At 63.5% G+C, this 26,585-nt stretch carries 29 protein-coding genes; 16 read left to right on the top strand and 13 right to left on the bottom strand.

What is annotated here, in order from left to right:
• Positions 1 to 3: 3 nt before the first annotated feature.
• On the bottom strand, positions 4 to 924 hold the full coding sequence (locus EYV96_RS01430; RefSeq protein WP_131149748.1) for an oxygenase MpaB family protein: 921 nt from the start codon (positions 922 to 924) through the stop codon (positions 4 to 6).
• A 250-nt stretch (positions 925 to 1,174) separates the two neighbouring features.
• On the opposite strand from EYV96_RS01430, the gene EYV96_RS01435 reads away from it, so the two are divergent.
• Positions 1,175 to 2,269, top strand: coding sequence for a 3-deoxy-7-phosphoheptulonate synthase (locus EYV96_RS01435; RefSeq protein WP_131149749.1), 1,095 nt, complete (start codon positions 1,175 to 1,177; stop codon positions 2,267 to 2,269).
• Here EYV96_RS01435 and EYV96_RS01440 read toward each other — a convergent pair.
• Complete coding sequence (locus tag EYV96_RS01440) at positions 2,266 to 2,688, bottom strand: OsmC family protein (protein ID WP_131149750.1); 423 nt, start codon at positions 2,686 to 2,688, stop codon at positions 2,266 to 2,268. The genes EYV96_RS01435 and EYV96_RS01440 overlap by 4 nt on opposite strands.
• A gap of 142 nt (positions 2,689 to 2,830) precedes the next feature.
• Here EYV96_RS01440 and EYV96_RS01445 point away from each other — a divergent pair, with 142 nt between their 5' ends.
• Both EYV96_RS01445 and EYV96_RS01450 read left to right on the top strand, forming a co-directional pair.
• Complete coding sequence (locus EYV96_RS01445) at positions 2,831 to 3,115, top strand: GNAT family N-acetyltransferase (protein ID WP_131149751.1); 285 nt, start codon at positions 2,831 to 2,833, stop codon at positions 3,113 to 3,115.
• A gap of 14 nt (positions 3,116 to 3,129) precedes the next feature.
• A complete protein-coding gene (locus EYV96_RS01450; RefSeq protein ID WP_131149752.1) occupies positions 3,130 to 3,798 on the top strand; it encodes a DUF1345 domain-containing protein in 669 nt (222 codons plus the stop codon).
• Between the two features lie 158 nt (positions 3,799 to 3,956).
• On the opposite strand, the gene EYV96_RS01455 is transcribed toward EYV96_RS01450, so the two are convergent.
• The gene (locus tag EYV96_RS01455) at positions 3,957 to 4,439 is read right to left on the bottom strand and encodes a YajQ family cyclic di-GMP-binding protein (protein ID WP_131149753.1); all 483 of its coding nucleotides are present in this window, start codon (positions 4,437 to 4,439) and stop codon (positions 3,957 to 3,959) included.
• A 114-nt stretch (positions 4,440 to 4,553) separates the two neighbouring features.
• On the opposite strand from EYV96_RS01455, the gene EYV96_RS01460 reads away from it, so the two are divergent.
• The 3 genes from EYV96_RS01460 (at position 4,554) to EYV96_RS01470 (ending at position 7,047) form a co-directional block, all read left to right on the top strand.
• A complete protein-coding gene (locus tag EYV96_RS01460; protein WP_131149754.1) occupies positions 4,554 to 5,732 on the top strand; it encodes a BaiN/RdsA family NAD(P)/FAD-dependent oxidoreductase in 1,179 nt (392 codons plus the stop codon).
• 70 nt (positions 5,733 to 5,802) lie between these two features.
• The gene (locus EYV96_RS01465; RefSeq protein WP_131149755.1) at positions 5,803 to 6,684 is read left to right on the top strand and encodes an NAD(P)-dependent oxidoreductase; all 882 of its coding nucleotides are present in this window, start codon (positions 5,803 to 5,805) and stop codon (positions 6,682 to 6,684) included.
• 75 nt (positions 6,685 to 6,759) lie between these two features.
• The gene (locus EYV96_RS01470; protein WP_131149756.1) at positions 6,760 to 7,047 is read left to right on the top strand and encodes a hypothetical protein; all 288 of its coding nucleotides are present in this window, start codon (positions 6,760 to 6,762) and stop codon (positions 7,045 to 7,047) included.
• Between the two features lie 6 nt (positions 7,048 to 7,053).
• Here the strand turns inward: EYV96_RS01470 and EYV96_RS01475 are convergent, their stop codons facing one another.
• Together EYV96_RS01475 and EYV96_RS01480 are read right to left on the bottom strand one after the other, a co-directional pair.
• Positions 7,054 to 7,521, bottom strand: a complete 468-nt coding sequence (locus EYV96_RS01475) for a YaiI/YqxD family protein (protein ID WP_131149757.1) — start codon at positions 7,519 to 7,521, stop codon at positions 7,054 to 7,056.
• Entirely contained in the window at positions 7,518 to 8,402 is an 885-nt protein-coding gene (locus EYV96_RS01480; protein ID WP_131149758.1) for a PhzF family phenazine biosynthesis protein, read from the bottom strand. Before EYV96_RS01480 ends, EYV96_RS01475 begins: the two co-directional genes overlap by 4 nt.
• Before the next feature lie 161 nt (positions 8,403 to 8,563).
• Between EYV96_RS01480 and EYV96_RS01485 the strand changes: the two genes are divergently transcribed.
• The 5 genes from EYV96_RS01485 (at position 8,564) to EYV96_RS01505 (ending at position 13,109) form a co-directional block, all read left to right on the top strand.
• A complete protein-coding gene (locus EYV96_RS01485; protein ID WP_131149759.1) occupies positions 8,564 to 9,169 on the top strand; it encodes a rhomboid family intramembrane serine protease in 606 nt (201 codons plus the stop codon).
• Positions 9,170 to 9,462: 293 nt separating this feature from the next.
• Positions 9,463 to 10,101 carry a histone H1-like repetitive region-containing protein gene (locus EYV96_RS01490; protein WP_205746061.1) on the top strand — a complete coding sequence of 213 codons (639 nt, stop codon included), beginning with the start codon at positions 9,463 to 9,465 and terminating at the stop codon, positions 10,099 to 10,101.
• A gap of 135 nt (positions 10,102 to 10,236) precedes the next feature.
• Positions 10,237 to 10,605 (top strand): hypothetical protein, encoded by a 369-nt coding sequence (locus EYV96_RS01495; RefSeq protein WP_131149761.1) that lies wholly within the window; start codon positions 10,237 to 10,239, stop codon positions 10,603 to 10,605.
• A gap of 37 nt (positions 10,606 to 10,642) precedes the next feature.
• Positions 10,643 to 11,707, top strand: a complete 1,065-nt coding sequence (locus EYV96_RS01500; RefSeq protein ID WP_240732308.1) for an aminopeptidase — start codon at positions 10,643 to 10,645, stop codon at positions 11,705 to 11,707.
• A gap of 124 nt (positions 11,708 to 11,831) precedes the next feature.
• On the top strand, positions 11,832 to 13,109 hold the full coding sequence (locus EYV96_RS01505; RefSeq protein ID WP_131149762.1) for a dicarboxylate/amino acid:cation symporter: 1,278 nt from the start codon (positions 11,832 to 11,834) through the stop codon (positions 13,107 to 13,109).
• A 3-nt stretch (positions 13,110 to 13,112) separates the two neighbouring features.
• Here the strand turns inward: EYV96_RS01505 and EYV96_RS01510 are convergent, their stop codons facing one another.
• Complete coding sequence (locus EYV96_RS01510; RefSeq protein ID WP_131149763.1) at positions 13,113 to 13,910, bottom strand: c-type cytochrome; 798 nt, start codon at positions 13,908 to 13,910, stop codon at positions 13,113 to 13,115.
• A 353-nt stretch (positions 13,911 to 14,263) separates the two neighbouring features.
• Here EYV96_RS01510 and pncB point away from each other — a divergent pair, with 353 nt between their 5' ends.
• On the top strand, positions 14,264 to 15,457 hold the full coding sequence (gene pncB / locus EYV96_RS01515; protein WP_131149764.1) for a nicotinate phosphoribosyltransferase: 1,194 nt from the start codon (positions 14,264 to 14,266) through the stop codon (positions 15,455 to 15,457).
• Positions 15,458 to 15,515: 58 nt separating this feature from the next.
• Here pncB and EYV96_RS01520 read toward each other — a convergent pair whose 3' ends face one another.
• The 3 genes from EYV96_RS01520 to EYV96_RS01530 form a co-directional block, all read right to left on the bottom strand.
• Positions 15,516 to 16,322, bottom strand: coding sequence for a MetQ/NlpA family ABC transporter substrate-binding protein (locus EYV96_RS01520; RefSeq protein WP_131149765.1), 807 nt, complete (start codon positions 16,320 to 16,322; stop codon positions 15,516 to 15,518).
• 90 nt (positions 16,323 to 16,412) lie between these two features.
• Complete coding sequence (locus EYV96_RS01525) at positions 16,413 to 17,096, bottom strand: methionine ABC transporter permease (protein ID WP_131149766.1); 684 nt, start codon at positions 17,094 to 17,096, stop codon at positions 16,413 to 16,415.
• Positions 17,093 to 18,103, bottom strand: coding sequence for a methionine ABC transporter ATP-binding protein (locus tag EYV96_RS01530; protein WP_131149767.1), 1,011 nt, complete (start codon positions 18,101 to 18,103; stop codon positions 17,093 to 17,095). Before EYV96_RS01530 ends, EYV96_RS01525 begins: the two co-directional genes overlap by 4 nt.
• A gap of 102 nt (positions 18,104 to 18,205) precedes the next feature.
• Here EYV96_RS01530 and EYV96_RS01535 point away from each other — a divergent pair, with 102 nt between their 5' ends.
• Entirely contained in the window at positions 18,206 to 18,685 is a 480-nt protein-coding gene (locus EYV96_RS01535) for a glutathione peroxidase (RefSeq protein WP_131149768.1), read from the top strand.
• On the opposite strand, the gene dacB is transcribed toward EYV96_RS01535, so the two are convergent.
• Positions 18,682 to 20,172, bottom strand: a complete 1,491-nt coding sequence (dacB, locus tag EYV96_RS01540) for a D-alanyl-D-alanine carboxypeptidase/D-alanyl-D-alanine endopeptidase (protein ID WP_165488552.1) — start codon at positions 20,170 to 20,172, stop codon at positions 18,682 to 18,684. The two genes, EYV96_RS01535 and dacB, sit on opposite strands and share 4 nt — an antisense overlap.
• Positions 20,173 to 20,222: 50 nt before the next feature.
• Positions 20,223 to 21,578 (bottom strand): MATE family efflux transporter, encoded by a 1,356-nt coding sequence (locus EYV96_RS01545; RefSeq protein ID WP_131149770.1) that lies wholly within the window; start codon positions 21,576 to 21,578, stop codon positions 20,223 to 20,225.
• Positions 21,579 to 21,715: 137 nt separating this feature from the next.
• Between EYV96_RS01545 and EYV96_RS01550 the strand changes: the two genes are divergently transcribed.
• Both EYV96_RS01550 and EYV96_RS01555 read left to right on the top strand, forming a co-directional pair.
• Positions 21,716 to 22,198: an FKBP-type peptidyl-prolyl cis-trans isomerase gene (locus tag EYV96_RS01550; RefSeq protein ID WP_131149771.1), complete on the top strand. Its 483-nt coding sequence runs from the start codon at positions 21,716 to 21,718 to the stop codon at positions 22,196 to 22,198.
• Between the two features lie 80 nt (positions 22,199 to 22,278).
• A complete protein-coding gene (locus EYV96_RS01555; RefSeq protein WP_131149772.1) occupies positions 22,279 to 23,463 on the top strand; it encodes an FAD-dependent oxidoreductase in 1,185 nt (394 codons plus the stop codon).
• Positions 23,464 to 23,477: 14 nt separating this feature from the next.
• Here the strand turns inward: EYV96_RS01555 and EYV96_RS01560 are convergent, their stop codons facing one another.
• Both EYV96_RS01560 and EYV96_RS01565 read right to left on the bottom strand, forming a co-directional pair.
• A complete protein-coding gene (locus tag EYV96_RS01560) occupies positions 23,478 to 24,563 on the bottom strand; it encodes a phospholipase A (protein ID WP_131149773.1) in 1,086 nt (361 codons plus the stop codon).
• A 187-nt stretch (positions 24,564 to 24,750) separates the two neighbouring features.
• On the bottom strand, positions 24,751 to 25,167 hold the full coding sequence (locus tag EYV96_RS01565) for a hypothetical protein (RefSeq protein WP_240732309.1): 417 nt from the start codon (positions 25,165 to 25,167) through the stop codon (positions 24,751 to 24,753).
• Positions 25,168 to 25,282: 115 nt separating this feature from the next.
• Here EYV96_RS01565 and EYV96_RS01570 point away from each other — a divergent pair, with 115 nt between their 5' ends.
• A complete protein-coding gene (locus tag EYV96_RS01570) occupies positions 25,283 to 26,581 on the top strand; it encodes a winged helix-turn-helix domain-containing protein (RefSeq protein WP_338068480.1) in 1,299 nt (432 codons plus the stop codon).
• Positions 26,582 to 26,585: the final 4 nt, after the last annotated feature.

The following is a 26,585-nucleotide window of genomic DNA, read 5'->3' on the forward strand; positions in this document are numbered from 1 at the left end:
GGATTACCAGCGATGAAGCCGCTCCGGGTCGTAGCCGACGCGCACACAGGACTTGGCGACGATCCCGTCATCGAGCGCCGCGCGAAAAACCGGCGACAGTGACCACAAGGCCCGCGATGCCACGCGTGCCCGCCACTGTCGCACCGGCGAATGCCCAAGCATGTGTGTGGCCCAGTCGGGCAGCAGGGCGGCACCGGCATGAAGGAAGGCGTCGCGCGAAAAGCCGGCGGCAGGCACGGGCAGCCGCACGCGCGAAAGTACATCCAGCACGATGCGCGAGCGTTCGCTGAACGCCAGTTCGTTGCGCACGTTCTCGAAGTATTGCGCGACCTCTCGCTCGGATGCTGGCACGTCACGCGCACCCAGGGCTTCGGCGACACGACGCACTTCGTCGTAGTAGCGATCGCCTGCGCCCGGAGGCATCGCGATATGGCTGTATCGCCGGTACCCCTGCAGGAAACTGTGCGCCTCGGTGACATGCACCCAGGTCAGCAGATGCGGATCGTCTGCGGCATATGGACGTCCATCCGCGGCATGGCCGACGACCTGCGCATGGATGGTCTTCACGCGCTCGATCAGCCCGTGCGCCTGTTCGGTGGGTGCATACGTCGTGCCGCCGACAAAGGCTGTGGTGCGGCGCAGGCGGCCGACCAGGTCTTCGCGAAAGTTGGAGTGGTCCCACACGCCGGCCAGGGCCAGCGGGTGCAAGGTCTGCAGCATAAGAGCGGCCAGCCCACCGGCAAGCATGCCAGGGAAGTCCGAATGAATGCGCCACGTGGCACTCTGCGGACCGAACAAGCCCGCGTCGCCGGCGGGGTGTTCGTAGTCCAGCGAGCCGCCGCCATGGCGCGGAAAGGCGCTTAAAACCCAACGGCGAATGGGTTCGCGGGCAGGGCGGGTGAGTCGTTGGAAAGCAGAAGTCATGGTGCGTCTGTCAACGATGGTGGAAATTAGTTTCAGATGTTTCCTGTTTGCATTGTAGTCGCGCTGTGTTATCACTACCTCCCATGACCCTTTCCCCCGCCCGCTATTACTTTTGGTTTTTTGGCTATCCGATGCCAAGGGCGGCGCTTGGGGCGCGATCGACATAAACGATCCACGAATACCCAAAAAGCCGCCAGACAACCTGGCGGCTTTTTTTATGGCCGCCGGGAAACCCCACCAGGAAGCCGCCATGAACCTCCCCGCCACCGACGATCTTCGCATTCGCGCCATCACCACCCTGCATACGCCGGGCCAGGTGATGCACGCCCAGCCCGCCAGTGAGCGCGCGCTGCGCACCGTGCGTGAATCGCGCGAGCACGTGCACAACATTCTCGAAGGGCGCGACGATCGACTGATCGTCGTCATCGGCCCCTGTTCGATCCATGACACCCGTGCAGCCATGGAATACGCCGCGCGCCTGGCGGCGCAGCGCGGGCGCTTTGCGGGGACCCTGGAAATCATCATGCGCGTGTATTTTGAGAAGCCGCGCACGACGGTGGGCTGGAAAGGCCTCATCAACGACCCCGATCTTGATGGCAGCTTCCAGATCAACAAGGGCCTGCACCTGGCGCGCGGCTTGCTGTGCGACATCAACGATCTGGGCGTGCCGGCGGGCACCGAGTTCCTGGACATGATTACGCCGCAATACATCGCCGACCTGGTGGCGTGGGGCGCGATCGGCGCGCGCACGACCGAAAGCCAGGTGCATCGCGAACTGGCATCCGGGCTGTCCTGTCCGGTGGGTTTCAAGAATGGCACCGACGGCAACGTGAAAATTGCCGTCGATGCGGTGCAGGCAGCATCGCAACCGCATCATTTCATGGCCGTGACGAAAGAAGGTTTGACGGCCGTGGCCAGCACCAGCGGCAACGAGGACTGCCACGTGATTCTGCGCGGCGGCAAGTTGCCGAACTACAACGCCGCGAGCGTGGAGGTGGCCTGTGAAACCATCGCGCGCGCTGGCGTCACGCCGCGCCTGATGATAGATGCCAGCCATGCAAACAGCGCCAAGCAGCCGGAAAACCAGCCGCGCGTCGTCGACGATGTCGCCTGCCAGCTGGAAGAAGGTGAGCGACGCATCATGGGCGTGATGGTCGAAAGCCACCTCGTCGGTGGCCGCCAGGAACTGGTCGAGGGCCAGCCGCTGCGTTATGGCCAGAGCATCACCGATGGTTGCATCGACTGGGAGGCAACCGTCGCCGTGCTGGAACGCCTGGACGACGCGGTGCGCCGTCGCCGCGCGGGCTCGGGCGCCATGTTCCGCAAAGTGGTCGGTGGCTGCTAAGCCAGCGCGGCGTCGAGCGTGATGTGTGCCTTGAGCACTTTGGACACCGGGCAACCGGCCTTGGTTGCCTGGGCGATCTGATCGAAGGCAGCAGCATCGATGGTGGGCACCTTGGCGCGGCATACCAGATCAACGGTGGTGATCGTGAATCCGTCGCCTTCCTTTTCGAGGGTGACCGTGGCTCGCGTATCGATGTGTTCGGCGGTAAAGCCTGCCTGGCCCAGGCCCGCCGCCAGCGCCATGGTGTAACAGCCCGCATGGGCCGCACCCAGCAGCTCCTCGGGATTGGTGCCGGGACCATCTTCGAAGCGCGCCCTGAAGCCGTATGGCGCATCCTTGAGTACGCCCGTCTCGGTCGAAACGCTGCCCTTGCCGTCCTTCAGGTTGCCGCTCCAGGCGGCCGATGCGGAACGTTTCATGGTCGAGCTCCGGTGGGGTGAATGGCCGAGTCTGACGGGCGCGTGGTGACAGGCAGGTGGACGCGCCTTTCGCTTCGCCATCTCTCCCATCTTCAGCGACACCTGACTATGCTCACCCGTGTCAGCCGCCCGGGAGTACGTCATGTCCGATGCCTACAACATCCGCCACGAGGCAGGTCACCACCGATTCGTCACCGTCGTCGATGGCCAGACCTGTGAGCTCGAATACCATCTCGATCGCGATGTCATGTCCATCACCCATACCGGGGTGCCGGATGCCGTCGGTGGTCGTGGCATTGCCGCGCAGTTGGTCAGGGCCGCGCTCGACCACGCCCGGGCCTCGCACTGGAAAGTCATCCCCGCATGCTCCTACGCGCAGGCCTGGATGAAGAAACATCCCGAGTACGACGACCTTCGCCTGGCGTGACCGAGGAGCATTGCATGGGGGATTCCACTGCCAAGCCGGCGTCGCGCGCGCATTTCCGCTACTTGCGCGCACGGCCGCGCCTGATGATATCGATCGCCATCATGGTGGCCGCGCTGGGCACGATGATCGCGCTGCACATGCGCCCGATACTCGCCTTGTTGCTGGCGTTTGATATGGCCGCGCTGGTTTACCTGATATTGCTGGCGACCTTGTTCAACGAAGCCACGCCGGACGACATGCGTTCGCAGGCGCGCACGCAGGACACGGGGCGCTGGGGCTTTCTCTGGGCCGCCATCCTGGTGACGGGCGTGGTGATGGTGTCGCTGGGCGTGGAGTTGCACGATGATCGCAACGGAGGGACGCTGGCAATCGCACTTGCCGCCATAAGCATCGTGCTCGCGTGGCTGTTCATGAACACCATGTTTGCGTTGCACTACGCGCATGGTTATTACGGCGACTATGGCAAGCAGCACGAGGGCCTGGACTTTCCCAAGACCCCCGAGCCGGATTACTGGGATTTCGCTTACTTTGCCATCGTCATCGGGATGACGTTCCAGGTATCCGACGTGCAGATCACCAGTCGCTATCTACGTCGTGTGGCACTGCTGCACAGCGTGATCGCGTTCTTCTTCAACGTGTTCATCATTGCGTTGAGCGTGAACGTGGTGGCGGGTAAAGCGTGAGGCCGCTCGCTGCGCTCGCAGTGAATTTGTCCGCTTTCGCGGCCAGTGAACAGTAAACAGTAAACAGTAAGAGCACTTTCCGCCCTGGCTCTTACCTGTTCACCGTTCACAGGCGCGCAGCGCCGACTTCACAGGCTGCGCAGCAGCCGGCCCCACGCTCAGTCGCGGAAGTTGTCGAACTGCAGCGGAAGCTCGACGTCGGCCTTGCGCAGGACGGCCATCGCCGACTGCAAGTCATCGCGCTTCTTGCCCGTGACGCGCAGCTTGTCGCCGTTGATCTGGGCTTCGACCTTGAGCTTGGCTTCCTTGAGCGAGGCGACCAGCTTCTTGGCGATGGGCTGTTCGATGCCCTGCTTGACGGTGATCTTCTGGCGTGAGCCGCCGAGATTGGTTTCCGGGTCGGCGATGTCCAGGGCGCGGGCGTCGATCTTTCGTGAAATCAGGCGGGCGCGCAGGATGTCGAGCATCTGCTGGAGCTGGAACTCGCTCGGGGCGGTCTGGGTGATGACATCCTTCTCCAGCTCGAACTTCGCGTCCGTGCCCTTGAAGTCGAAGCGGGTGCCCAGTTCACGGTTGGCCTGGTCCACGGCATTGGTGAGTTCGTGCTTGTCGACTTCGGAAACGACGTCAAAGGAGGGCATGGGACTGTCTCGCAGGGGTAACAAGGGGCAAGTGTACGCGATGCGCTTGGGCGATAATGCGCCCTTTCGGCCCCGCGAACCGGGGTGGCATGGAACAGGCGGGCGGGTGCGGACGTGAAAGTGGATGTCCTGATCATTGGTGCCGGCGCCGCCGGGCTCATGTGTGCGATCGCGGCCGGGCAGCGCGGTCGCGAGGTGCTCGTGGTCGACCACGCCAACAAGGTCGGCAAGAAGATCCTGATGTCTGGCGGCGGTCGCTGCAATTTCACCAACACCGGCGCGACGCCGGCCAATTACCTTTCCGCCAATCCACATTTCTGCAAATCCGCCCTGGCGCGCTACACGCCGGCCGATTTCATCGAACTGGTGGAAAAGCATCGCATCGCCTACCACGAGAAAGAACTGGGGCAATTGTTCTGTGACGAATCGTCCAAGCTGATCGTGCGCATGCTGCTCGACGAATGCGCGCAGGCCGGCGTGCGCATCGAAACCAGTTGCGGCGTTGAAAAAGTTCGCAAGGTCGACGGCGGTTTCACGGTGATGACGTCCCGTGGCGAAGTGCATGCCCAGTCGCTGGTCGTGGCCACCGGAGGCCTGTCCATTCCGTCCATGGGGGCTACCGGATTGGGCTATGAGCTGGCGCGACAGTTCGGTCACCAGATCTTGCCCACGCGTGCCGGCCTCGTGCCGCTGACGCTGAGCGGCAAGCACCAGGAGCGCTATGCCGATCTGGCTGGCGTAGCTTTGCCGATCGTGCAATCCAGGGTGGGCAAGCGCCAGTTCCGCGCAGGGATGCTGTTTACGCATCGCGGTATCAGCGGGCCATCGGTGCTGCAAATCTCCTCGTACTGGCAGCCGGGTGACGATCTTCGGTTCGATCTGCTGCCCGACCAGGATGCCGGCGAATGGCTGCTGGCGCAGCGCCAGGCGCGTCCTGCGATGGAACTGAAGAACGTGCTTTCGGACGTTTTGCCGAAGCGGCTGGCGCAGCGATTGTGCGAGCTTTGGTTCGAGAGTCGCCCGATGCGCCAGTACCGCGATGCCGAACTCAGCCAGATCGGTGCGCAACTGCATGACTGGCCCATGGTGGCCAGCGGCACCGAGGGGTACCGCACGGCCGAAGTCACGCTGGGGGGCATCAACACCGATGGCTTGTCGTCCAGCACGATGCAGTCCAGGTATGTGGACGGCCTCTACTTCATCGGGGAGGTCGTGGATGTCACCGGCTGGCTGGGTGGGTACAACTTCCAATGGGCCTGGGCGTCGGGGCAGGCGGCGGGGCAGGTAGTCTGAGCCTCAGTCACGCCCCGTCGACTGCGTCGGGGGCATGGTCGATGATCTCTTTTCGGGACGGATGTGCTGCATGAAAGTCGGTTTCATTGGCCTTGGCGCCATGGGCAGTGCCATGGCCAGCAATCTCATCAGCGCGGGACACGCGGTAACGGTATGGAACCGCTCGCCTGAGGCGGCGGAGCCCCTGGTCTCGCTCGGAGCCAAATTCGCACGGACGGCCGATCGCGCGGCGCAAGGCGATGCGGTGCTGAGCATGCTTGCCAATGACCAGGCGGTGCGTGATGTCATGCTCGATGGCGGGCTGCTCGATGCCATGGATCCGGGCACGGTGCACGTCAACCACGCCACGATTTCCGTCGCCCTGGCCAAAGAGCTGGCGCAGGCGCATGCGGACCGAGGCCTGGCCTACGTAGCGGCACCCGTATTCGGCCGCCCGGACGTCGCCGCTGCGGGAAAACTCAACATGCTCGTGGCGGGCAATCCGGGCGTCATTTCACGTATTCGCCCCTTGCTTGACGCCATGGCGGCGGCCATCTGGCCCATGGGCGAGGAGCCGACGCATGCCAATGTCGTCAAGATTGCCGGCAATTTCATGCTGGGTGCAGCGATCGAAAGCATGGCGGAGGCCGGTGCCCTGGTCGAAGCGCATGGCGTGTCCCCGGCGGATTTCCTCGGCATGCTGACGCAGACCTTGTTCGCCGCGCCTGCCTACAAGGTTTACGCGCCCCTGATCGCCGGGCAGCGCTTCAAGCCGGCGGGTTTCGCGCTGCCGCTGGGGTACAAGGACATCAGTCTGGCCCTTGCCGCGGGCGACGCCGCCCGCGTGCCGCTGCCCTTCGCCAGCGTGCTGCGCGACAGCCTGCTCGAAACGCTGGCGCAGGGTGACCCGGAGGTCGATTGGTCGGCGATGTCGCAGACCGCTCGTCGGCGGGCCAACCTCACCGCGACGTAGGTCGCCAATCACCCACTCGTCACCTGGTCCTCGCACAATGGCCGTGCGCGCCCCGCGCTCGAACGGTATTTGCCCATGACCACCTGGACCACGCTCTACACCGGCACGCTCGACGGCCGTGACCTGACGCTCCTGCAGGCCAGCCACGGCAGTTACAAAGTGCTGACGCAACAGAAGTTCAATGACGTCGGCATTGCCTATCAGGACGGGCCCACCTACGTGCATGTGTCGCCGAGCAGTGCCGGCGAGGCGGTCGAAAGTGAGGTGATGTCGCTGGACAGCCTGGCCGAAGCCATGCGTGAGCTGCATTTTTCCGCCGAGGCCGTATCGGCCTTGATGGCGGAGGCGGAACGTCCCGCCTGAAGGGGTTCAGCGGGCCTGGCGCCGACGGTTGAGCCAGCCGTCCAGGGTATTGGCGAAGGCCTGTTTGTCGCGGGGATGGAACGCGGAAGGGCCGCCGGTATCGACGCCGGAACCGCGCAACTCGTCCATGAAATTGCGCATGCTCAAGCGCTGGGCAATGGTGTCCGGCGTGTACAGCTCGCCACGCGGATGCACGGCCAGGGCGCCTTTGGCGATCACCTGGGACGCCAGGGGAATGTCCTGGGTCACCACCAGATCGCCCGTTGAAACACGCTGGACGATTTCATTGTCGGCCACGTCGAAGCCACCAGCTACCTGGATCGCGCGTACGAAGCGCGATGGCGGCGTGCGCAGGAACTGATTGGCGACCAGGGTGACCTGAACTTGCTCTCGCTCGGCGGCGCGAAACAGGATCTCCTTGATCGCCGCCGGACAGGCGTCCGCATCGACCCAGATTTGCGCCGTGCCGGTCACGCCTTGTGTTCCCAATGGAGGGTGCCATCCACGATGGTGTGCGTGCGGCCGCCGATCCAGCCCGACTTGCCGTCCATCTGAACGAGCAACGCCGCATCGTGGCCGATTTCGCGTCCCTGGCTGACGGTGTAGCCGCGGGCCAGCGGGCCGTTGGGTTGGGCATGCGCGATGTAGGCGGCGATCAGGCCGTTGGCGGCGCCTGACGCTGGATCTTCGACGATGCCGACGCCGGCCGGGAATGCGCGCACCACGAGCTGGTAGGCCGGATCACCGCTTCGCGCGAAGGCGCAAAGCCCCAGGCTGTCGGTAGCATCGGCCAGCGCCTTGATGGCTGCGACATCGGGGCGCCAGGCACGCAGGCTGGCTTCATCGGCGCATTCGGCGAGCCACCAGTGGCGTCCGCCGGCGACGTAAGCGGGAGGCAGCTCCCCAAGCCGAATGCCCGCGAGCGCCGGGGAAAGGAGGGGGTGCGCATCGGTGCCGGTCTTTTCGACGACGGCGTGCGGTGACTTCAGCAACAGCTGACGCTGCGAGCCCTGGCCTTCGACGCGGATGGGCAGCACGCCGGCCCCGCATTCCTGCCAGAGGACGCCGTCGCGAGGTGCCGCGATACCGCATTCCAGTACCGCGTGGGCGCTACCGATGCTCGGGTGGCCGGCGAACGGTATCTCCTTGTGCGGCGTGAAGATGCGTACGCGGTAGCTGGCCGACGGATCGGTTGGTGGCAGCAGGAAGGTGGTTTCGACCAGGTTGGTCCAGCGGGCAAAGCGCTGCATCTGCTCGTCAGTCCAGCCGCGGGCGTCGGTGACAACGCCAAGGTGGTTACCGCCGCCGTACGTGGCGGCAAAGACGTCCAGATGAAGGTATCGAAGCACGGGCATGATGGAAGAGGGAGGCCGCCAGGAGGCGAGGGGAGCCGCGCATCATACGGCGCGGGCGCACCGGGGGATACCACAGGCGGGCTGGGGCACCGCCACCCATCGACTTTCACGCGCCTCGCCCCCAAGATGCCCGTTCACGTACCACGGACTTTCGCGAACACATGGTTATTACCCTGGTCATCATCGGCATCACCGTCGGCGTCTCGCTGATGGCCTTCAACAACAGCCGCCTGCTTAACGATCTCATCCTCTGGCCGCCGGCCATCGAGCGCAGCAAGCAGTACTACCGGCTGGTGACCTATGGCTTTATCCATGCCGATTTCGGGCACCTGTTCGCGAACATGTTCACCTTGTTCTTCTTTGGCATGCAGATGGAGAAGCTTTACACGCGGGCACTGGGAACGTTTGGCTTTCCGCTGTTCTATCTGGCAGCGATCATTGTCTCGATCCTTCCGACCTATCTGAAGAACCGGCACAACGCGAACTACCGCAGCCTTGGCGCGTCAGGGGCGGTTTCGGCCGTGCTGTTCGCCTTCATCCTGCTGTCGCCCTGGTCGCGCATCTTCGTCGTGTTCATACCGATGCCGGCCATCATCTATGCCGTGCTCTACGTGATGTATTCGATCTACATGGAGCGCCAGGCCAACGACAACATCAACCACAGTGCGCATCTGTGGGGTGCGGCCTTCGGCATCCTGTTCACGATTTTCATTGCTCCGGGCGTGCTGCCGCATTTCCTGGAACAGATCGGTCGGCCGCGGTTCTGACAAATCCGCGGGGGGATGCTCACCGCAGATACATCTATTCGGTGCTAAAGCAGGAAACGCCGGCGTCCTTACAGGGCGCCAGGCCTTCCCAAACAGCGCAGGAGTAGAGACGCATGGCAACGACCCGCAAGTCGGCTGCGAAACGACCCGCGACCAAGAAGGCAACTCGCAAGACGACGCGAACCACGGCGGCGCGCAAGGCCGCCACCAAGAAGCCCACTGCCAGCAAGAAAACCACTGCCCGCAAATCACCTGCTCGCAAGGTCGCCACGCGCAAGACCGCGGCCCGCAAGGTGGCGGCGCGCAAGGCGGCTGCCCGCACCAGTGCCAGGAAGACGGCGGTCAAGAAGGCCGTGCGCAAGTCGGCGGCGCGAAAAGTGGCCGTGAAAAAGGCAGCCCGGAAAGTGGCCGTGAAAAAGGCGGTGCGCAAGAGCGCCGTGAAGAAGGCGGTTGCCAGGCGCGTGACGCCACGCAAGACGGCGAAAAAAGCGCTGGCAAAGAAGGCTGCGGTGAGGAAGACGGCTGCCAGGAAAGCCGTGGTCAGGAAAGCTGCCGTCAAGAAGGCCGTCAAGAAGGCGGCCGTCAGGAAAGCGGTCAGGAAGGCGGTCGCGAAGAAGGCCGTCGCCAAAAAGGCAACCGCCAAGAAGGCCGTCGCCAAACGGGTAGCCGTTCGCAAGACCGTCGCGCGCAAGGCACCTGCCCGGCGCCGGCGCCTCACCACCGAAGAGTCGGTCGCCCAGTTGCAGGCCCTCGTGGAGGCCAAACACGAACGTGAACGGCAGACACCGCCCTGGCCCGGTGCGGACACGCCAGGCAGCGGACCGGACGTTCACGGCGATCCGTCGAGCTCTCCGGGCTTGCCCGCCGACAATACGACCGGTCACCGGCAGATGTACGAGTTCAACGTCACTTCGCGCAACGGCAAAGACTGAATCAGCTGAATGGCTGGCGGGTAAATGCCCGCCAGCCATCGGCTGAAAGCTCACTTGTCATTCAACGCCATCGGCCTACCGTAGTGTTGTCGGCGGACGTCGCCGGCAACGTCTTTTCACCCGGCGGGGTGTGTCATGAAACGTGTACTTGCTGGCGTGCTGATGGTGGTGATGACCGCCGGCCTGTCCGGTTGTTATTACGACCCTGGCTATAGCTACGTGCGCCCGACGACTTACGCGGGCGACGCTTATTACGGTACGGGTACTACGGTGGTTTACGGGGGCGGTTATTACGGGCCTGCCTATTACGGTGGGTACTACGGTGGCTATTACGGCTGCTGCTACGCGCCGGTGGCCATCGGCATCTCCGGAATCTGGTATGGCGGCTCGCATTACTACGGACACGGTGGGTATCACGGTGGCGGCTACTACCACGGTGGTTACCATGGTCACGGCGGAGGCTGGAGCGGCCGGGGATACAGCGGCGGCTACCACGGTCATTGACGCTCGCCCCTGCTGAGACTCGGGCACAATGCATCGCATGGATGCACCTGCGCCGGGCTTGATAAGACCACTGAGGCTCGTCGTCGTCATGGCGGCGGGCCTCTTGCTTGGCGCCTGTCGGACAGTGGGCTACTACGCTCACGTGGCGCACGGTCAGGCCAGCCTGGTAACGAGTCAGCGCGAGGTGGCAAAAGTTGTTGCCGACCCGAAGACGGATCCCCATGTCGTCGCGCGGCTCGAACTTTCGCAGCGGGCGCGTCGATTTGCGAGCGACGCCCTGGGGCTTCCCGATAACCGCAGCTACACAAGCTACGTCGAGCTGCATCGTTCGTTCGTAGTCTGGAACGTGTTTGCCGCGCCGCGCTTTTCCGTCGATCCCATTTCCTACTGTTTTCTCGTCGCCGGTTGCGTGGCGTATCGCGGCTACTTCGACGAGTCAAAAGCGCGCGCCGAGGCCAAGCGGCTGGAGGCGCAGGGCGACGATGTGTCCGTTGGCGGCGTGTCGGCCTATTCGACGCTTGGCTGGTTCTCTGATCCCATTCTCAGCAGCATGCTGCGCTGGGACGATGACGAGCTGGCCGGCACCATTTTTCATGAGCTGGCGCATCAGCTCATCTACGTGAAAGGCGACAGCGCCTTCAACGAATCCTTCGCAAGCTTCGTGCAGGAGGAGGGCTTGCGGCAATGGCGTGCATCGCGTGGGTTGCCGATGGTCGAGCCGGACGCCCAGGCAATGAGTGACGGATTTACCCGGCTCGTACTGGACCTGCGTGATCGCCTGCGCAAAGCCTATTCGGCTGGTGGCGATGCGGAACATTTGCAGGCGTCAAAGGATCGCGAGATCGAACAGTTTCGCGAGCGCTATCGCGACTGGCAGTCCGGGCAGTGGCCAAATGATCATCGCTACGACGGATGGGTGAAGGCACCGATCAACAATGCGCGTCTGGTGCCCTTTGGCCTTTACGACGGATGGAAACCCGCTTTTGCAAGGTTGTTTGAGCAATCGGGCAAGCAGTGGCATGCCTTCTACGATCGCGTGCGACATCTGGCGTCATTGCCCGTGGACCAGCGCCTGACAGAACTCAAGGCACTGATGCCATAAGCTTATTCCCATTTGTTTATACCCGTCGAAATTGTTTCCGACAGGAAACACTGTGTTGCGACTTGGACGTCTGGATGGCCATCGCTCCTGTAAGGTCCCCACCTTGGCAGGCAGGAGTACGACATTGCAGATCATCCAACGTTGGCTGGGCATTCGATTCTGGAAGCGCGTTTTGGCGGGCTTCGTGCTGGGTGCCGCGGCCGGTTGGTTGTGTGGTCCTGCCGGTGTTCCGTTCTTTCAGCCGCTGGGTGATGTCTACGTTTCGCTGATCAAGATGATCGCGGTGCCGCTGGTGTTTTTTGCGGTCATCAACAGCGTGTCGAGTCTGCATGGCGTGCAGCGCATGGCGGCGCTTGGCGGCCGGACATTTCTCTGGTTCGCTGTCACGGCGACGCTGGCCGTCGGTGTGGGCCTCGCGGTGGCGCTGGTGGCGCGACCGGGTGAGGGCGTCGGTGAGCTGGCGATGGCCGCTGGATATCACGTGCGCGAACTGCCTTCGCCGGTCAAGGTGCTGCTCGACGTGGTGCCGACCAATCCGTTCAAGGCGCTTAGCGAAGGCAAGATCCTCCAGGTGATTTTCTTTGCGGCTCTGCTGGGCCTCGCGCTGGTGAAGCTCGGTGAAAAGTCATCGCGCCTGCGCGCTCTGACCGGCGAAGCGAATGACGCGATGATCCAGGTGACGCGCTTCGTGCTGGAAGTGACGCCGATCGGTACCTTTGGGCTCATCGCTGCCCTGGTGGGCGGCTATGGCTTTGAGAAGTTGGTGCCGCTGGGGAAATTCGTCATTGCTTTGAATCTGGCTTGCGCGATCCAGATCGTGGTGGTTTACGGCGGTCTGCTGATGGCGCATGGCTTGAGTCCGCGCCGCTTCTTCCGCGGGGTATTCCCCGCCATGCAGGTGGCTTTCACGTCGTCGTCGAGCTTTGCATCCATGCCTGTGGCGCTGCGTAGCGTCACGCAGAACCTTGGCGTTGCACCGGAGTACGCCTCGTTCGCCGTGCCGCTGGGTGCGAGTATCAAGATGGACGGCTGCGGAGCCATTTATCCGGCGATCAGCGCCATCTTCGTAGCGCAATACTTCGGCGTCCCGCTCGAGCCGTCGCAGTACTTCGTCATCCTGCTGGCGTCGGTGCTGGGGTCATTCGGCACAGCCGGCGTGCCGGGCACGGCCACGGTCATGGTGACGCTGGTGCTCAGCTCCGCCGGTCTTCCCGTCGAAGGCGTGGGTTATCTGGTCGCCATCGATCGCGTGCTCGACATGATGCGCACGATGACCAACGTCACCGGGCAGATGCTGGTGCCGGTAATCGTGGCCCGCGAAGAAGGCCTGCTGGACCTTTCGGTCTATCGCGGTGGCGAACCTGCGGAGACTTCCGCCGTGCGCGAACGTGTGCCTGGCTGAAACTCAGGGCTTGCGTTGCTTTGCCATGTGGCCGAGATAGTCGATCACGGCATCGAGGTCCGTATCGCTGAGCACCTGCGCCTTGAAGCCCGGCATCTTCGCCTGGGGCCAATGCCTCAGCGACTGCGGGTCTCGAATGTACTGACGCAGGTAACCGGCCTGCATGTACTCGGTGGGGCTGCGCGGGGCATTGAGATCGGGCCCGAGGCGCGCATCGCCTTGTCCGTTGAGGGTGTGGCAAGCAAGGCAGATTCGCTGGAACACTTCGAATCCGCGCTGCACGCGGGCTGAGGCATCGTGTCCCGGTTGCATCGCCGGAAAACGTTCCGCCGCGTTCTCGAGCTGGCGAATCGTCGATAACTGATACGGCCACTGTTCGGGATTGATGCCCGCCGCGCGCGGGCGAAGCCAGACGACGTAGAAGGGGCCGGCGCTGACATCCTTTCCGGGCAAGTTCGGCCAGGGATGCGCCGGGTCTTCGATCGCAAGCAGGGCTTCTGACCCCTTGTCATTCAAGAGCACGCCGGACGGCACCTCTGCCGCAAAACCATCCAGGGCGACGAACTGCAGGTGATCGGTCGGCTTGAGCCCGGGCAAAAGGGCTTTCAAGGGAACGGCGCGATAGTGGGTCGCGCCGTGGTAGGCGACGTCATTGGGAAGGTCGATCGAACGAACGTCCGGACGCTGGCGCAGTTGCGAGTCGGTGTAGGTGATCGTCCTGCCGTGCAACTTGACTGTCAGATCAGCCGCTTGCAGCGCGCAGGGCAGGGCGATCAGGAGCAGGCACAGGCGACGCAGCATCGGAATTCTCTAAAGGATTCGTTATGCGGACATTTTGTCGCAGCACATCGGCGTTGTCGAAACTGGCGGAAAGCTGAACCGATTCGATGGGCGCCTTGAACTAAGGGACAGCGGACCACACTAACCCTTCGTATCGCCGTGAGGCGACAAGAGATGGTGCAAGTCATCGCGTCATCGGGGGCCGCCTCTTTTCCCCCTCTTTGTGTGGCGGCCTGACAAAGCCCCGGTAGCCCCTCCCCTGGCTACCGGGGTTTTTATTTTTCGGGGTTTACCGACTCGCGCATCACGCGCCCGCTGTCGATAATCGGCACCTGGGCTTCATGGCCCGCCGAATCCCTGCGTCCGGATCACCCATGATCATTACTTCGCTACTCGACACTGACCTCTACAAGTTCTCCATGATGCAGGTCGTCCTGCATCACTATCCGGCGTCGCAGGTCGAGTACCGCTTCAAATGCCGCAACCCGGGTGTCGACCTGGTGCCCTATATCGACGAGATCCGCGACGAGCTGCATGGCTTGTGCAGCCTGCGTTTCACCGAAGATGAACTCGAGTACCTGCGCAGCTGGCGTTTCATCAAGAGTGACTTCGTCGATTTCCTGGGCTTGTTCCAGCTCAACGCCAAGTACGTAAGCATCGAACCGGCGGCCAGTGGCAACGGCGAAATCGAGATCCGCATCGAGGGGCCCTGGCTGCATACGATCCTGTTCGAGGTGCCGCTACTGTCGATCATCAACGAGGTGTACTTCCGCAACCAGCATCCTCAGCTGGACCTGGCCGAAGGCCGGCGCCGCTTGCGCGAGAAAATTGCGCTGCTGCGGGATACCCCGGGATTCACCGACTGCAAGATTGCGGACTACGGTTCGCGTCGCCGGTTCTCCAGGGAATGGCATGGCGAGGTGGTTGCCACGCTGCGTGATGGTCTGGGCCCGCAACTGGCCGGCACGAGCAACGTCTGGCTGGCCTGGAAGATGGGGCTTACGCCACTGGGCACGCTCGCGCACGAGTACCTCCAGGCGCATCAGGCGCTCGGGCCGCGCCTGCGCGACTCACAGGTGGCCGCGCTGGAGACCTGGGCCAAGGAATATCGCGGCGATCTGGGTATCGCGCTTTCCGATGTTTACGGCCTGAGTGCTTTCCTGCGCGATTTCGACATGTACTTCTGCAAGCTGTTCGACGGTACCCGACACGACTCCGGCGATCCGTTTGCGTGGGGCGAACGCGTGCTGGCGCATTACCGCGCCAATCGCGTCGATCCGCGCAACAAGGTCCTCGTTTTCAGCGATGGCCTGGATTTGCCCAAGGTGATGGAGCTTTATCGTCATTTCGAGGGTCGCTGCCAGCTGGCGTTCGGCGTCGGCACCAATCTCACCAATGACGTCGGTCCGACGCCACTGAACATCGTGATCAAGATGATTCGCTGCAATGGTCAGCCGGTGGCCAAGCTCAGCGATTCACCCGGCAAGAACATGTGCGAAGACCCGGCTTATGTCGCCTATCTGCGGCAGGTTTTCGACATCCCTGTGCCGTCGGATGAGGCGGCATGAGCGACACGAAAAAGGGGCGCCGAGGCGCCCCCTTTTTTGCACCTTCACCTGCATGCCGTCAGAAGGCCGGCAGCACCGCGCCCTGGTACTTCTGTTCGATGAAAGCCTTGATCTCGGGGCTGTTGAGGGCCTTGGCCAGCTTCTGCACGCGCGGATCGTCCTTGTTATCGGGGCGGCCCACGAGGTAATTCACGTACGGCGAATCCTTGTCTTCGATGAGCAGGGCGTCGTGCGTGGGATTGAGGCCCGCAGCCAGTGCATAGTTGGTGTTGATCAGTGCCAGATCCACTTCGTCCAGCGTGCGCGGCAGCATGGCAGCTTCAAGCTCGCGGAACTTGAGGTGCTTCGGATTGGCCGTAATGTCCTTCTGCGTCGACAGTTCGTTCGACGGATCCTTTAGCGCAATGATGCCGTGCTTGGCCAGCAGGAGCAGGGCCCGGCTGTTGTTGCTCGGATCGTTCGGCAGCGTGACGGTGGCACCGTCGGGCAGGTCATCGATGCTCTTGAGCTTGCGCGAGTAGGCGCCGAAGGGCTCGATGTGCACGCCGGTGATGATGGTGAGGTTCGTGCCGCGCTCACGGTTAAAGGCATCCAGGTACGGCTTGGTCTGGAAGTAGTTCACGTCGATGGACTTTTCGACCACCTGGAGATTGGGCTGGACATAGTCGGCGAAGACCTTGATCTCCAGCTCCACGCCTTCCTTCGCCAGGATCGGCTTGACCTGCTTTAGAATTTCCGCGTGCGGCACGGCGGTGGCCGCTACCGTCAGCTTCTGGCTATCGGCCTGGTTACCGCCTTCATTGCCGGGCGCGGAACAGCCGGCGAGCGCCAGCAGGGCGGCCAGGGCGACAAGCAGTTTCTTCATGGCGGTCTCTCGTGGTGCGGCGCACCAGAATAGCCGTCCATACGGCTGGATGCAAAAGGACCGTGGGACGGCCGCCTCGCGCCCGCCCGTTCACTTCTGGGAATACCGGCGAACGGCCCGGTCTCCGGCCATTTGCAACAGCTGCACCAGTACGATGAGCAGCACGACGGTCACGAACATGTAGTCGGACTTGTAGCTCAGGTAACCGTACCGATACGCCAGGTCGCCCAGGCCGCCGGCGCCGATCGCGCCGCCCATCGCGGTGTAACCCACCAGAGCAATGGCGGTGACCGTCGTGCCGGCAATCAGGCCGCCGCGCGCCTCGGGCAGAAGGACGTGGCGGACGATCTGCCAGGTGCTGGCCCCCATGGCCTGGCTGGCCTCGATCACGCCCTGTTGCACTTCACGCAGCGCCGTTTCGACGAGACGGGCAAAGAACGGCGCCGCGCCGATGACCAGAGGCGGAATGGCGCCGCGAATGCCGAGCTTGGTGCCGACCAGCACGTACGTGAGCGGCATTAGCACGATCATAAGAATGATGAACGGAATCGAGCGCAGGATGTTCACCAGCAGCGAAAGCACGGCGTAGAGCTTGGGCATGGCCCGCAGCTGGCCTTTGCCGGTAAGGAACAGCAGTACGCCAAGCGGCAGGCCGATCGCTACGGTCAGGAGCAGGGAGCCCCCCAGCATCAGCAGGGTGTCGATGCAGGCGCGACCCAGCTCCGACCAGTCGTCGATGTTTGGGAAAAGGTTCTGGAAGAAGGGAAGGGTCATCGCGGCAACTCCTCGATCTCGATGCCGGCGTCGCGCAGCGTGGCCATCGCGCGATCCACGCCATCGCCTTGCATGGCAAGCGTCAGCTGTCCGTAGGGCAGGTCCTTGATGCGGTCAACGCGGCCGGCGAGGATATTGAAGTCCACGCCGGTTTCCCGGGCCACGCGGCCCAGCGCAGGTGTCCATGTGGCCTCGCCGCGGAACGACAGGCGCATGATGCGGCCCGGTACGTGCGCGTAGTGGCTGTGCTCGCTGGCGGCTTCTTCGGGCAGGGCTTCGTTGACGAAGCGACGCGTGGTGGCGTGCTGCGGGTGAAGGAACACATCGGCGACCGAGCCCATTTCCACGATCTGACCGGCATCGAGCACGGCGACGCGGTCGCACACGCGGCGGACGACGTCCATTTCGTGGGTAATCAGCACGATTGTCAGCTTGAGCTCGCGGTTGATCTCCGCCAGGAGCTCCAGCACCGAGGCAGTCGTTTGCGGGTCGAGCGCGCTGGTGGCCTCGTCACATAGCAGTATGGATGGCCGATTGGCGAGCGCACGCGCGATGCCCACGCGCTGCTTCTGGCCGCCGGAAAGCTGTGACGGGTATTTGTCCGCGTGTGCCGACAGGCCTACGCGGGTCAGCAGCTCATCCACGCGCGCGCGTATGGCCCGGGCGTCGCGCTCGCCGGCCAGGCGCATCGGGAAGGCGATATTGTCGGCCACTGTCTGCGAAGCGAGCAGATTGAAATGCTGGAAAATCATGCCGATACGCTGACGCTGGGCACGGAGGCCCGCGTCGTCGAGCGCCGTCATGTCGGTGTCGCCAATCAGAATGCGGCCGCCGGACGGGCGCTCGAGCAGGTTGATCAGGCGAATGAGTGTGGATTTGCCGGCACCCGAATGCCCGATGATCCCGAAGACCTCACCGTCGGCGATTTCCAGGTTGAAGGGCTTCAGGGCAGGGATGTCCTGGCCGCCCACGCGGTAGGACTTGCGAACATCGACAAAGCGGATCACGGCGGACCTTGGACAGTGACCGGAGGCGGCATTCTAGGCGGGTGGGAGTAGGGTTGCCATGGGTGGCGTATGCTGGTGCCCTTACTCACCAGGAACGACGCCATGACGACCGCCTATGACTTCTCCGCCCGGGACATCGACGGTCATGAACGCTCGCTCAGCGAATGGCAGGGCAAGGTCATGCTGATCGTCAACGTGGCCTCCAAATGCGGCTTCACGCCTCAGTACACGGGCCTCGAGGCCCTGTGGCGGTCCGATCGGGACAAGGGGCTGGTGGTGCTGGGCTTTCCCTGTGATCAGTTCGGCCACCAGGAGCCCGGTGACGAAGCGGAAATCAAGAACTTCTGCAGCACGAGCTACGACGTGAGCTTCCCGATGTTCGCCAAGGTGGACGTCAACGGCGCGGACGCGCATCCGCTGTATAAGTGGCTCAAGAGCGAAGGCAAGGGCATTTTGGGCAGCGAGTCGATCAAGTGGAACTTCACCAAGTTCCTGGTCGACCGCCAGGGCGAAGTGGTCAAGCGCTATGCGCCCACGGACACGCCCGAGAAAATTGCCAGGGACCTGGCCGCCCGGCTCTAAGGGCGTCCTTCGTTGGCCAACCTGACAGCAATGGCGTCGATATCCGCCGTTGCCGCCGGCGCTCCTTCGGGTGAGTCGTAGTGATTGAGGAAAATGGTGAACGCCAGCCGTTGGCCATGCGCCGTCGTGACGTAGCCCGCGAGACTGCGAACCTGGGACAGCGTTCCCGTCTTGGCGCGCACGTTGCCTTCGGCAGCCGTGCCTTTCATGCGCGACTTCAACGTCCCGTCGATGCCGGCAACGGGAAGCGTATCCATGATCTGCCCGGCATTCGGTTGTGCAGCGAGCAGCGCCAGCAGGCGGTTCATCGCGTGCGGCGTGGTGAGATCGGCGCGCGCCAGGCCCGAGCCTTCGTTGTACTGGTACTCGTCAGCCGGAACGTCGGCGGCATCCAGCAGCTTGCGCAGGCCGATGATGCCCCAGTCTTCGGTGTTGATGAAGCCGGGGCGGTCAGCCGGCGCAGGCTCAGTGGCCTGGGTGCGCACGCCTGCCATCAGCAGCAGGTTCTGCATGTAGAGATTCTGCGAGCGCTTGAGCGCATCGCGCAGGATGTCGATCACTGGCGGCGATTGCACTTCGGCCAGCATGGTTGTGTTATGGCGCAAGGCACCGCTGTCCTGGGGCCAGTGCGCCACGCGCACGATGCCGTCGACGCGAATGCCATGCCGCTGCAAGGCGCCCAGCAACTGCGAACCGGCAATCCGTGCCGGGTCGTCCACCGCAAGGCGATAGCTCGATCGCGACGAGCCTGCGGGAACCTGCCCGAATGCATAGAGCTTACGGGCGCCTGCGGGACGGACCAGATTGACGTTCGCACGGGTCCCCGCCGTCGTGGTGACCAGTTGATTCGCCAACTGGGCGATGCCATCCGATGGCGCCAGCGTGAGGTCAGCGGGCAGGCCTTCGCTGGCTCCCGGCGCGACGGTGACCTGCACAACGTTGTCGTTCACGGTCAGCGCCGATGGCGGAGCGCCGTAGGCTGCTTGCAGATCGTCCGCTTCCCAGCCCGAGCCGTAAGGCGGCGTGCTGAAAAATGTGTCGTCGGCAACGAGGTCGCCCCTGATTCGCCTGATGCCGAGGGAGGTCATTTGGACGGCCATCTGGTCGGACCAGTCGGCGGTCAATGTCGCCGTTCCCAGCGTAGGGTCGCCCATGCCATACAGAACCGCGTCGCCGGTGATGGTGCCGCCATGATCGGGTGCTGCGCCGAAAACGCGCGTCGGAAACCGGAACGCCGGGCCAAGAACATGCAACGCAAGGGCAGCGGTGTAGAGCTTGTTGGTGGACGCGGGCGTGAAAAGCTTGCCGGCATCATGCGCGTACACCACGCGTCCTGAGCCAAGCTCGATCACTTCAATGCCCCAGCGCGCGTGTTCGAAGCGTGGCTGCGCTATATGCGCATCGATGTCCTGGGCCAGCGTGCCGGCAAACACGGGCGTGGTCAGTGCGGCAGCAAACAGCCAGGCAGCGCAGGGGCGAAAGCGCATGGGTTCTCCTCGTCGTCGTGCAGTCATATCACAACGCGGGTGGGTGACGCTCAGAAGTTCACCGCAGAGGCGGTTGTCCATGCTCCGCGGCGATGGATCTTCCAGCTCGCCCAGCCAAGGCTTACGCCGCGGACGAGCATGAAGGCGATGAACGCCATCCACAAACCATGGTTGCCGAGGCCACGCGCCAGCCACGCGGTGAAAAAGAAGGCGATCACCGAGACCAGCATCGCATTGCGCATATCGCTCCCGCGCGTGGCTCCAATGAACAGTCCGTCGAGCAGATAACTCCACACCGCGACGACGGGCAGCGCGGCCAGCCATGGCAGGTAGGGATAGGCCGCTTCGCGCACTTCACTAAGATTCGTCTGCAAATTGACGAACTCGTGGCCTGCGAAGACGAACAGCAGCGCGTAGCCGATGCTGCCGATCAACGACCATCCGCCCGCTACCACCAATGCACGCCGCAGTGCGAGCGGGTCGCGCGCGCCAATGGCATGCCCGCACAAGGCCTCCACGGCATTGGCCAGGCCATCGAGTCCGAAAGCCGTGAGCATCAGGCCATTCAGGAGCAGCGCATTGGCCGCCACGGTCGAATCGCCAATTCGCGCGCCCAACAGCGACACGCTGAAGAACACGGCTTCCAGCGCAAGGGTTCGAATGAAGATGTCCCGATTGACCGACAGCAGCGGTCGCCAATGGGAAAACTGCCGGAGCGCCGCCCAGTCGACGTGACCGGCGAGCCCGTGCACGGCGCGCCGCGCCGCCCAGAGTCCGTACAGGCTGCCGCACCATTCACCGGCCACGGAAGCGAGGGCAATCCCTTGCACGCCCCAGCCTAAGCCAAGGACAAAGAGCAGATTGAGCGCGATATTGATCAGGTTGGTGACCAGTAGCAGCGATAGCGTTGTGCGCGCTCGCTGCGCGCCAATGAACCATCCGGCGAGCGCGTAATTGAGCAGGGCGCCGGGGAGGCCGAGCAGGCGCAGGTGGAGATAGTCCATGCTCCTGGTCGTCTGCAATGGCGTCGAATGCATCTGCGCAATCAACCAGGGCAGCAGCGGATACATCAGCGCACCCACGGCCAGTCCGAACAGCACGGCGAGCATCAGGGCCTGCCACTGCACCGTGCGCAGGGCCGTCATGTCGTTGGCGCCCAGGGCCTGCGCGGCAAAGCCGGTGGTGCCCATGCGCAGGAAGCCGAGGCTCCAGACGGGGAGGGCATACACGGCGCTGCCGATGGCCACGGCACCGAGGTCCTGCGTCTGCGGAAGGTGTCCCGCCACGGCGCTGTCGACCAGCGCCACCAGCGGCACCGTCAGGTTGGACAGGATCATCGGAACGGCCAATGCCCAGACCTGGCGATGGGTGGGGCGGTGGTGCCAGGCGTCGACGAGGGCTGACATGGGGATGCCTGGAGGGTCGGGAGAGGGCATTGTGCCTCGGTCTGCCCGAGTCCGCCTTTTCGTCAGGGCGAGCCCGGGATGGTAATCTTGCGCCTCTTGCCGGCGCTGACCGGCGTAATCGCAATAGTGAGAACCCCATGCAGATCGCCGAGCGCTCCGTCGCCTCTTTTCATTACACGCTGACCGACGACCAGGGCCAGGTCATCGACAGCTCCGAAGGCCGAGAGCCGTTGACCTACCTGCATGGCACTGGCCAGATCGTTCCGGGCCTTGAGAAGGCCATGGAAGGTCGCCAGCCGGGCGACCAGTTCAAGGTCGACGTGGCCCCGGAAGAGGGCTATGGCGTGCACCATCCGGAGCTCATGCAGTCCGTGCCGCGCGAGGCCTTCCAGGGCGTCGAGGACATCCAGCCGGGCATGCAGTTCCAGGGCCATGGCCCGCAGGGCGTGATCAACGTGACGGTCACCAAGGTCGACAACGACCAGGTGCACATCGACGGCAACCATCCGCTGGCTGGCCAGACCCTGCATTTCGCCATCGAAGTGGTCGAGGTGCGTGACGCCAGTGAAGAAGAGCTGGCGCACGGCCATGTGCACGGCCCGGGCGGTCATCACCACTAAGTGTTGCCCGTGCGTGCCGGCATCCCTGCCGGCACGCTCTCCCGCGCAGTAAACACCTTCGCTCAAGGATCGAGTCACCCATGCGCGGGCCGCTACGGATTGCCATTGTTGGTTATGGTGCTGCCGGACAAGCGGCCGCCCTGTTTCTCTCGGCGCAAGGTCACGCGCTCAGCGTGTTCGAGCAGGCGCCATCGCCTGGTCCGGTCGGCGCGGGATTTCTCCTGCAACCTACCGGGTTGCGCGTATTGGCACGACTTGGCCTGCACGACACGGCCGTGTCGCGCGGCCAGCGCATCACACGCCTCCATGGCGCCACTTCGCGTGGTCGAACTGTCATGGACATGCGCTACCAGGATCACGACGCGGGCTGTTTTGGCCTGGGTCTGACCCGTGGAAGCCTGTTCACCATCCTGCGCGATGCTTACGCCGACGCCTCAAAATTGCATACCGGCGTATGCATGGAATCGATAGCCGGTGACGGCGCGCATCTGCTCGATACGAACGGTGGCGCGCATGGCCCGTTCGACCTGATCGTCGCCGCCGACGGCGCGCACTCGCGGTTGCGGCAGAACGCCTGCCTGCATGTGAAGCGCCAGTCGGTGTATCCCTGGGGTGCCATGTGGTGCCTGCTCCCTGCGGAAGACTGGCCGCATGCCGACGAGTTGCGCCAGCGCTATGCGGGCACGCGCGAAATGATCGGGCTGCTGCCCGTCGGGCACCGCGCTGATCGTGAGGGTCGCTGGCTGACCTTCTATTTCAGTTTGCCCGGAGCACGGGTCGACGCCTTTGATGGCGATGCGCTGGAGCGGCTTCGCGCGCGCGTTGCGGCCATGTGGCCCGAGGCCCGGTCGCTGCTCGATCACGTGACGGAGCCGGCCCAGTTGCATCGCGCCCGTTACCGCGACGTCGTCCTCTCCCGGCCGGTCCAGGGACGCACCGTGTTCCTGGGGGACGCTGCGCATGCCATGAGTCCGCAGCTGGGACAGGGCGTCAACATGGCGTTACTCGATGCCGAGGCGTTGGCGGATGCACTCGAGACCTCCGACAACGTCGGCATCGCCCTGGAGGACTATCGGCGCCGCCGCCATCACCACCTGGCCGCGTACCAGGCGATGAGCCGCTGGCTGACGCCTCTGTTTCAGTCCGATCGCACCTGGCTGGGGCGCTGCCGTGACCTTGCCTTCGGCCCGCTCGGACGCATGCCGCTGGCGCGCGGACAGATGCTCAAGATTCTTACCGGGACCAAGAAGGCGTGGTGGCGCTGACGGCGTCGGCTTCGTCAATACCAGTCGAGCAGTGACACACCCAGGCCAAGATAAGTGGCGTTGTGGTTGTAATCGATCATGCTCTCGCCATAGCCCTTGAACAGCTCCATGTAGCCGCGCAGGTTGCCGGCGATCGGGAATGCCCAGGTGAATTGCGCGGCGCCGTGGCTGCGATCGCCGCCACGCAGTGAATGTCGCAGCATCAGTCCGAATTCCTGGCCCTTCCACTCGCGCACGATCTGCATGTCGCCGCGGCCCATGTAGTCGCTGATGTTCGGGTTGTCATCGTGCTTGCTGTCTTCCGGCACGCGCCACCAGGGGCGCAGCATGACCGTCCAGCCGTCACGCTCGAAGCCGAAGCTGCCGATGACGCGATTCCAGCTGCGTGAAAGGGGGTCGGCGCGGCCGTTCGACTCATGGTTGAGTCCGATACCCAGCAGGCGCCCATCCCAGCCGAACAGGTTGTAGTGGGTGTTGAAGACCAGCATCACCTCGGGTTCGTAATTGGTCTCGCGGAACGGACGGGAGATGTCCTTGTTGAACACCTGCCAGTGCGAGGCTTGGGTGTAGCCGACCCAGACGTCGCCCGCATCGCCGAAGACTCCCTGCCACACCTTGGTCTTGAGGCTCAGCTGGAACTTCAGTTCGGTGTTCTGCAGCGGCTGGGGTTCGGTCACCGTGTTCTGGGGGTTGGGGCTGTGCGGCGCTTCGTTGGGATTGCTGGTGGCGAAGGCGGTGATGAAAACAGGCTTGTAGCCACGCACATTGAACGTGCCGAGCTTGCTCTCGCGCGACAGCTCCCAACGCGAATCGAGCAGCGACAAGGGGCGACTCACCTCGGCATTGCCTTCCGCGGCGACATCGCGCGCCGACTTTTCCTTGTCGAAGATGCCTGGCGGAATGGTCGATTCATCGACTTTCTTCTGCGCGGCCGGAAGGTTCACGCGACCGGTGGCGTGGTCATAACAAGCCAGGCGTTGCGCATCCGATTCGATGGCGGTGCAGGCACGGATATCCATGGGGTCGGGGTTCTGGGCCTGCGCCGCGTGAGTGAAACAGGCAGCCAGCAGCATGGTCGCCAGGACGGTCGATCGCTTCATTGCGTACTCCGGGAGCCCATCCGGGCTGAGAACGACGGCATTGTAGAGGGGTGAACGATCCGGGCGAAGCGTGGGCACATCACACCATGACCAACGCCCCGTGCATGCGCGGTCGACAGGATTCGACCGGACAAAAAGAAACCGGCCGGAATTGATCCGGCCGGTCATGACGATCACGCATGAAGCATCAGTGCCTGGACCAGGCGTTGTACTCGGCCTTCGTAATACAGCCATTGCGATTACGATCGGCATGGATGAAGTCGTTGGCCAGTAGCGGATAAGCTGCGGCCTGATCTTCATTGATGCAGTTCTTGCCGCCGGACAAGGTGGCGAAATCCGGCGGCGGCCCGTAGTTCACCGACGGCATGCTCGATTTGACGGTGACTTCGCCCTGCGGTGTATTCATCGGTCCGGCCTGGCCCGTCGGCGTGCCAGGTGCCTGGGACGGCGCCGGAGGCGGCGGAGGCATGGTGCCTTGCTGCTGCGCGGGCGGCGGGGGAGGCGGCGGTGGCATGGTGCCAGTCTGATCCTGTGCCATCAATGAGCCCGCGAACAGCGAGCCGGACACCAGCAAGATAAGTAGTGGTTTACGCGACTTCATCATCGATACTCCATGCCAGAACGCTGGCTCGAGGACGGAAAGAGCGGAGTCGTTCGATGAGAGATATGCATCATCGTCGTGCCTGCCGCACAACGTCACGCTAGCAAAGACACCTTAAATGCCTCCTCAATATCAGCGTCGTGAAAGCGTGAAAAATCCCTTGCCGTTGTCGGTTCCTTCATTCGCCGCGCGGCTGTCGCACACCCAGGCACAACGACTGCATCTGCTGTCGCAAGGCATGCTGACGACAGCGCGAAAACGTGCGCGCAAAGCGGATGTCGTTGCGGCGATCGAGCGCATGCGCCTGTTGCAAATCGACACCATCCACGTCGTCGCGCGCAGCCCTTATCTCGTACTGCATTCGCGCCTTGGCCACTACCAGCAAGCATGGCTGGATGAAGCGCTCGAGCAGGGGCGCATCGCGGAAACATGGGCCCATGAGGCCTGCTTCGTCCCCGCGGCAGATGTTGCGCTGCATCGCGCCTGGCGTTTGCGACGCGACGGTCACTGGGCGCACAAGCACGCAGCGCGCATGGACAGCGAGCAGCGCGAGGGCATGGATGCCCTGCTGGCGCGCATGCGCGAATCGGGTCCCGTGCGCGCGTCGGACTTCAGTCGCGAAGACAAGGGTGCGAGCGGATGGTGGAGCTGGAAGCCTGAGAAACGATGGCTGGAAGCGCTCTTCGCGCGCGGCGAAGTGATGGTGACGCGCCGCGAACGGTTCCAGCGTATCTACGATCTCTCCGAGCGTGTACTCGCCAAACTTCATCCTGCTTTTGATGTGGCGCAGGAAAGCATCGACGAGGTTTCGCTACGCCGACATTTCATCCTGGACACCGTGCGGGCCCTGGGTATCACGCAGTCGCGGTGGATCGCCGATTATTTTCGACTCAGGCCTGCGGTCACCGACGCCGAGCTCGCGCCGCTGGTGGAAGAAGGCAGGCTGCTTCGCGTCGATGTCGATGGCTGGGGCGTCCCGGGCTACGTGCACCCTGATTGGCGCGATGAACTCACGCGCGCGTCGAAGGGTCTGCTTCGAGCAACGCGAACCGCATTGCTCTCGCCCTTTGATCCGCTCGTATGGGATCGCGCCCGTGCGCTTGGCATGTTTGGATTTGAGTACACCATCGAGTGCTATGTGCCGGAAGCCAAGCGCAAGTTCGGCTATTACGTACTGCCCATCCTGCATCGCGGGCGACTGGTGGGGCGTCTCGATGCCAAGGCGCATCGCTCGACCGGCGAGTTCGAGGTAAAGCGATTCTTCCTGGAACCCGATGTCAAGGCGACCGACGCGATGCTTGAAGACATTGCCGCGGCCGTTGCTGAAACCGCCCAGTGGCATGGGACGCCTGCGGTGCGCTTGCGACAGGCGCGGCCGACGCATGTGGCCGCGCCCCTTCGGGCATTGTTGAGATAAGCCG

This window comes from Dyella terrae, assembly GCF_004322705.1.
GTDB classification, from domain to species: Bacteria; Pseudomonadota; Gammaproteobacteria; order Xanthomonadales; family Rhodanobacteraceae; genus Dyella_D; species Dyella_D terrae.

What these genes read in the sequence shown, in the direction of transcription:
- EYV96_RS01565 (WP_240732309.1), bottom strand. Translation starts at nt 25,167, where the DNA reads ATGATGAAGTCGCGTAAACCACTACTTATCTTGCTGGTGTCCGGCTCG.
- EYV96_RS01510 (WP_131149763.1), bottom strand. Translation starts at nt 13,910, where the DNA reads ATGCTGCGTCGCCTGTGCCTGCTCCTGATCGCCCTGCCCTGCGCGCTG.
- EYV96_RS01430 (WP_131149748.1), bottom strand. Translation starts at nt 924, where the DNA reads ATGACTTCTGCTTTCCAACGACTCACCCGCCCTGCCCGCGAACCCATT.
- EYV96_RS01500 (WP_240732308.1), top strand. Translation starts at nt 10,643, where the DNA reads ATGGATGCACCTGCGCCGGGCTTGATAAGACCACTGAGGCTCGTCGTC.
- pncB (WP_131149764.1), top strand. Translation starts at nt 14,264, where the DNA reads ATGATCATTACTTCGCTACTCGACACTGACCTCTACAAGTTCTCCATG.
- EYV96_RS01465 (WP_131149755.1), top strand. Translation starts at nt 5,803, where the DNA reads ATGAAAGTCGGTTTCATTGGCCTTGGCGCCATGGGCAGTGCCATGGCC.
- EYV96_RS01550 (WP_131149771.1), top strand. Translation starts at nt 21,716, where the DNA reads ATGCAGATCGCCGAGCGCTCCGTCGCCTCTTTTCATTACACGCTGACC.
- dacB (WP_165488552.1), bottom strand. Translation starts at nt 20,172, where the DNA reads ATGCGCTTTCGCCCCTGCGCTGCCTGGCTGTTTGCTGCCGCACTGACC.
- EYV96_RS01545 (WP_131149770.1), bottom strand. Translation starts at nt 21,578, where the DNA reads ATGTCAGCCCTCGTCGACGCCTGGCACCACCGCCCCACCCATCGCCAG.
- EYV96_RS01535 (WP_131149768.1), top strand. Translation starts at nt 18,206, where the DNA reads ATGACGACCGCCTATGACTTCTCCGCCCGGGACATCGACGGTCATGAA.
- EYV96_RS01485 (WP_131149759.1), top strand. Translation starts at nt 8,564, where the DNA reads ATGGTTATTACCCTGGTCATCATCGGCATCACCGTCGGCGTCTCGCTG.
- EYV96_RS01470 (WP_131149756.1), top strand. Translation starts at nt 6,760, where the DNA reads ATGACCACCTGGACCACGCTCTACACCGGCACGCTCGACGGCCGTGAC.
- EYV96_RS01570 (WP_338068480.1), top strand. Translation starts at nt 25,283, where the DNA reads ATGCCTCCTCAATATCAGCGTCGTGAAAGCGTGAAAAATCCCTTGCCG.
- EYV96_RS01495 (WP_131149761.1), top strand. Translation starts at nt 10,237, where the DNA reads ATGAAACGTGTACTTGCTGGCGTGCTGATGGTGGTGATGACCGCCGGC.
- EYV96_RS01525 (WP_131149766.1), bottom strand. Translation starts at nt 17,096, where the DNA reads ATGACCCTTCCCTTCTTCCAGAACCTTTTCCCAAACATCGACGACTGG.
- EYV96_RS01560 (WP_131149773.1), bottom strand. Translation starts at nt 24,563, where the DNA reads ATGAAGCGATCGACCGTCCTGGCGACCATGCTGCTGGCTGCCTGTTTC.
- EYV96_RS01480 (WP_131149758.1), bottom strand. Translation starts at nt 8,402, where the DNA reads ATGCCCGTGCTTCGATACCTTCATCTGGACGTCTTTGCCGCCACGTAC.
- EYV96_RS01555 (WP_131149772.1), top strand. Translation starts at nt 22,279, where the DNA reads ATGCGCGGGCCGCTACGGATTGCCATTGTTGGTTATGGTGCTGCCGGA.
- EYV96_RS01435 (WP_131149749.1), top strand. Translation starts at nt 1,175, where the DNA reads ATGAACCTCCCCGCCACCGACGATCTTCGCATTCGCGCCATCACCACC.
- EYV96_RS01455 (WP_131149753.1), bottom strand. Translation starts at nt 4,439, where the DNA reads ATGCCCTCCTTTGACGTCGTTTCCGAAGTCGACAAGCACGAACTCACC.
- EYV96_RS01440 (WP_131149750.1), bottom strand. Translation starts at nt 2,688, where the DNA reads ATGAAACGTTCCGCATCGGCCGCCTGGAGCGGCAACCTGAAGGACGGC.
- EYV96_RS01450 (WP_131149752.1), top strand. Translation starts at nt 3,130, where the DNA reads ATGGGGGATTCCACTGCCAAGCCGGCGTCGCGCGCGCATTTCCGCTAC.
- EYV96_RS01445 (WP_131149751.1), top strand. Translation starts at nt 2,831, where the DNA reads ATGTCCGATGCCTACAACATCCGCCACGAGGCAGGTCACCACCGATTC.
- EYV96_RS01520 (WP_131149765.1), bottom strand. Translation starts at nt 16,322, where the DNA reads ATGAAGAAACTGCTTGTCGCCCTGGCCGCCCTGCTGGCGCTCGCCGGC.